The organism is Promicromonospora kroppenstedtii DSM 19349 (assembly GCF_000515355.1).
GTDB lineage: Bacteria > Actinomycetota > Actinomycetes > Actinomycetales > Cellulomonadaceae > Promicromonospora > Promicromonospora kroppenstedtii.
In genome coordinates this window covers 14,953-17,635 of sequence record NZ_KI911577.1, presented here as the reverse complement: position 1 = coordinate 17,635, position 2,683 = coordinate 14,953, and the positions used below count along the sequence as shown (strand labels likewise).

The window sequence follows — 2,683 nt, the reverse complement described above, 5'->3', positions numbered from 1 at the left end:
GAAGGCCGTCTACGGCGACGACAACGTCACCGTGACCGCCGCGACCCCGTCCGCCGGCACCCTCCGGACCGTGAAGATCAACGCCGACGTGCTCCCGCACAAGCCGTTCGTCTTCGAGATGAAGGACGGCGACGCGAAGATCCGCATCCACGTCCCGGACGGCCAGGTGAACGAGGTCGGCGAGGTGACCTACAACGACGGCGAGCTCATCGGCTACACGGTGACCATCGAGGCGTTCCGTGACACGGACCTCAACGCCAACGCCGTGAAGTACATCGACGACGGCAAGCCGACCGCCTGACCTGTCGCGCAAGGCCCCTTGCGCGCCTCTAGCTACCCTCCCGGAGCCCCCGCTAGGCCCGCTCCGGGAGGGGCTCTTCTTTCGCTCCACCCCTGGGCCTAGCACCACCACGAACGAAAGGGCCTAGCAGCCATGAGCGACACCACCAAGACCGCCGACCTGTTCTCCTTCGACCACAACGGCGAGACCTACACCTTCGAGAAGTCCCCTCTCCGTCGTCCGCTCGCCGAAGTGGCTCCGTGCCAACCGCCGGCGCGACGAGCTCGACCTCACCTTCACGATCCTGGAGGAGGTCGCCGGCGCGGACGTCGTCGAGGTCATCGACGAGATGACCTCCGAGGAGTTCCAGGCGTTCGGCAAGAAGCTCATGCGGGAGCTGAGCGCCGCGTTTCAGTGACCGCGTGATCCGGGCGGTGTACGGGCTCGGCTTCGCCGACCTGCACGCCCTCCTGGAGACGCTCGACGACGACGAGCACCGAGAGGCGATCGAGGCCGACCTCATCGCCCTCGGGCTCCGTCTTCGTCACGCGGGCACCGACGCCCTTGCCTGGCACGAGCTCTACGCCGTGATCCGGCACCTCCCCCGCACCTCGGCCTTCTACCGGGCGACGCACCCCGACGACCACGAGTGGTCGCTCGACGCGCTCCTCCTGGCCGAGGTCACTGACGCCCTGAGGGTCGCGAACTGGCAGCGCGGCGGAGGCCGGCGTCACGAGTACCCCAAGCCCATTCCCCGCCCCGGCGTCGAGCCGGAGAGCACACCTACGGCAAGGGCGCTGTCTCCATCGACGAGATGGAGGCGTGGCTCGCCGGGACCATGTGAGGAGGCCCGACGTGGCCGTTGAGCTAGCCGTTGCCTACCTCCCGATCCTGCCGGAGACCAGCAAGATCGCCCCGGGCGTGAAGCAAGCGCTCGGGGCGAGCGAGAACGAAGCCGACCGGTCCGGTAAGCGGGCCGGTCGGCGGTTCGGCAAGAGGTTCGGCGAGGGCATGGATGGCCTCCGGGGGCCCGCGCTGGCCGTCGTCGCCGGGATCGGCGGCATCGTCGCGTCGTCGGTCAACCTGGAGAAGAAGTTCTCCCAGACGATGAACGTCACGGCTGCCACCCTGGGCGCGCCGCAGAAGGAAATGGCGAAGCTGAACAAGCTCGCCCTCGACCTGGGCGCATCGACGTCGTTCTCGGCTAACGAGGCCGCCGACGCCATGCAGGAGCTCGCCAAGGGCGGCCTGAGCGCCGCCACGATCCAGGCCGGCGCACTGGAGGGCACACTCCAGCTCGCCGCCGCAGGCGGTACGACGCTCGCGTCGGCTGCCGAGATCGCCTCGAACGCGCTGAACACGTTCAAGCTCTCCGGCGATCAGATGAACGTCGTATCCGCCGCCCTCGCCGGCGGCGCGAACGCCTCGACCGCGTCCGTCGAGTCCCTCGGCCACGCCCTGAGCCAGGTCGGCCCAGGCGCCGTGAACGCAGGCCTCAACCTGAACGACACGGTCGGCGCTCTCGCGGCGTTCGACAACGCCGGCATCAAGGGGAGCGACGCCGGTACCTCGCTGAAGACGATGCTCTCGCGGCTCGTGCCGCAGACGGCCAAGGCCGCCACGGCTATGAAGGACGCCAACCTCGACTTCACCGACGCCAACGGCAACTTTGTCTCGCTGACGGAGGTAGCACAGCAACTGAAGGACGGCCTCGGCGGACTCTCCGAGGCCCAGCGCACCACGGCCCTCAACACGATCTTCGGGTCGGACGCCTCGCGCGCCGCCTCCGTCCTCATGACCGAGGGCGCGAAGGGCCTCGGCGTGTACATCAAGGCGACCAGGGACCAGGGCGCCGCCGAGGACGCCGCCAGGGCCCGCATGAGCGGCACCGCCGGCGCGCTGGAGCGCCTGTCCGGCGCGTGGGAGACCCTCCGCCTGAAGGTCGGCATCGGCGTCGCGCCCGTCGTGTCCTCCCTCGCGGGCGGCCTGACCAAGCTCGCCGACGTCGTCGGGAACAACCTCGACATCGTCGGCCCGCTCGCCGTCGGCCTCGGCGTCATGGCCGGGGTGATCCTGGCCATCGCCGCCGCTACCTGGGTCTGGAACGTAGCCCTCGCCGCGAACCCCATCGGCCTCCTGATCGTCGGCATCGCTGGTCTCGTCGCCGGCCTGGCGTTCTTCTTCACGAAGACCAAGGCCGGTCAGGCGATCGTGACGACCGTCTGGGGCGCATCAAGGCCGCCATGGGCGCTGTCGTCGGCTGGTGGACAGGTACGGCCTGGCCCGCACTGAAGACGGCGTGGGACGCGCTCGCCATCGCCGCCCGCTGGCTCTACGGAACGTCATCCGGCCAGTCTTCAACGCCATCGCCGGCGCTATCCGCGTCGCGTGGACCGTCATCCG

Annotated in this window: 3 protein-coding genes; all 3 read left to right on the top strand. The window is 69.4% G+C overall.

From position 1 onward, the window contains the following. A partial coding sequence (locus PROKR_RS01625) for a phage tail tube protein (protein ID WP_036959127.1) occupies positions 1-301 on the top strand: 301 nt, incomplete at its 5' end. Between the two features lie 401 nt (positions 302-702). Beyond that, the gene (locus PROKR_RS30375) at positions 703-1,146 is read left to right on the top strand and encodes a hypothetical protein (protein WP_051432585.1); all 444 of its coding nucleotides are present in this window, start codon (positions 703-705) and stop codon (positions 1,144-1,146) included. Continuing rightward, positions 1,136-2,572, top strand: coding sequence for a phage tail tape measure protein (locus PROKR_RS01615; RefSeq protein ID WP_051432584.1), 1,437 nt, complete (start codon positions 1,136-1,138; stop codon positions 2,570-2,572). Before PROKR_RS30375 ends, PROKR_RS01615 begins: the two co-directional genes overlap by 11 nt. The last annotated feature ends 111 nt before the right edge of the window (positions 2,573-2,683 follow it).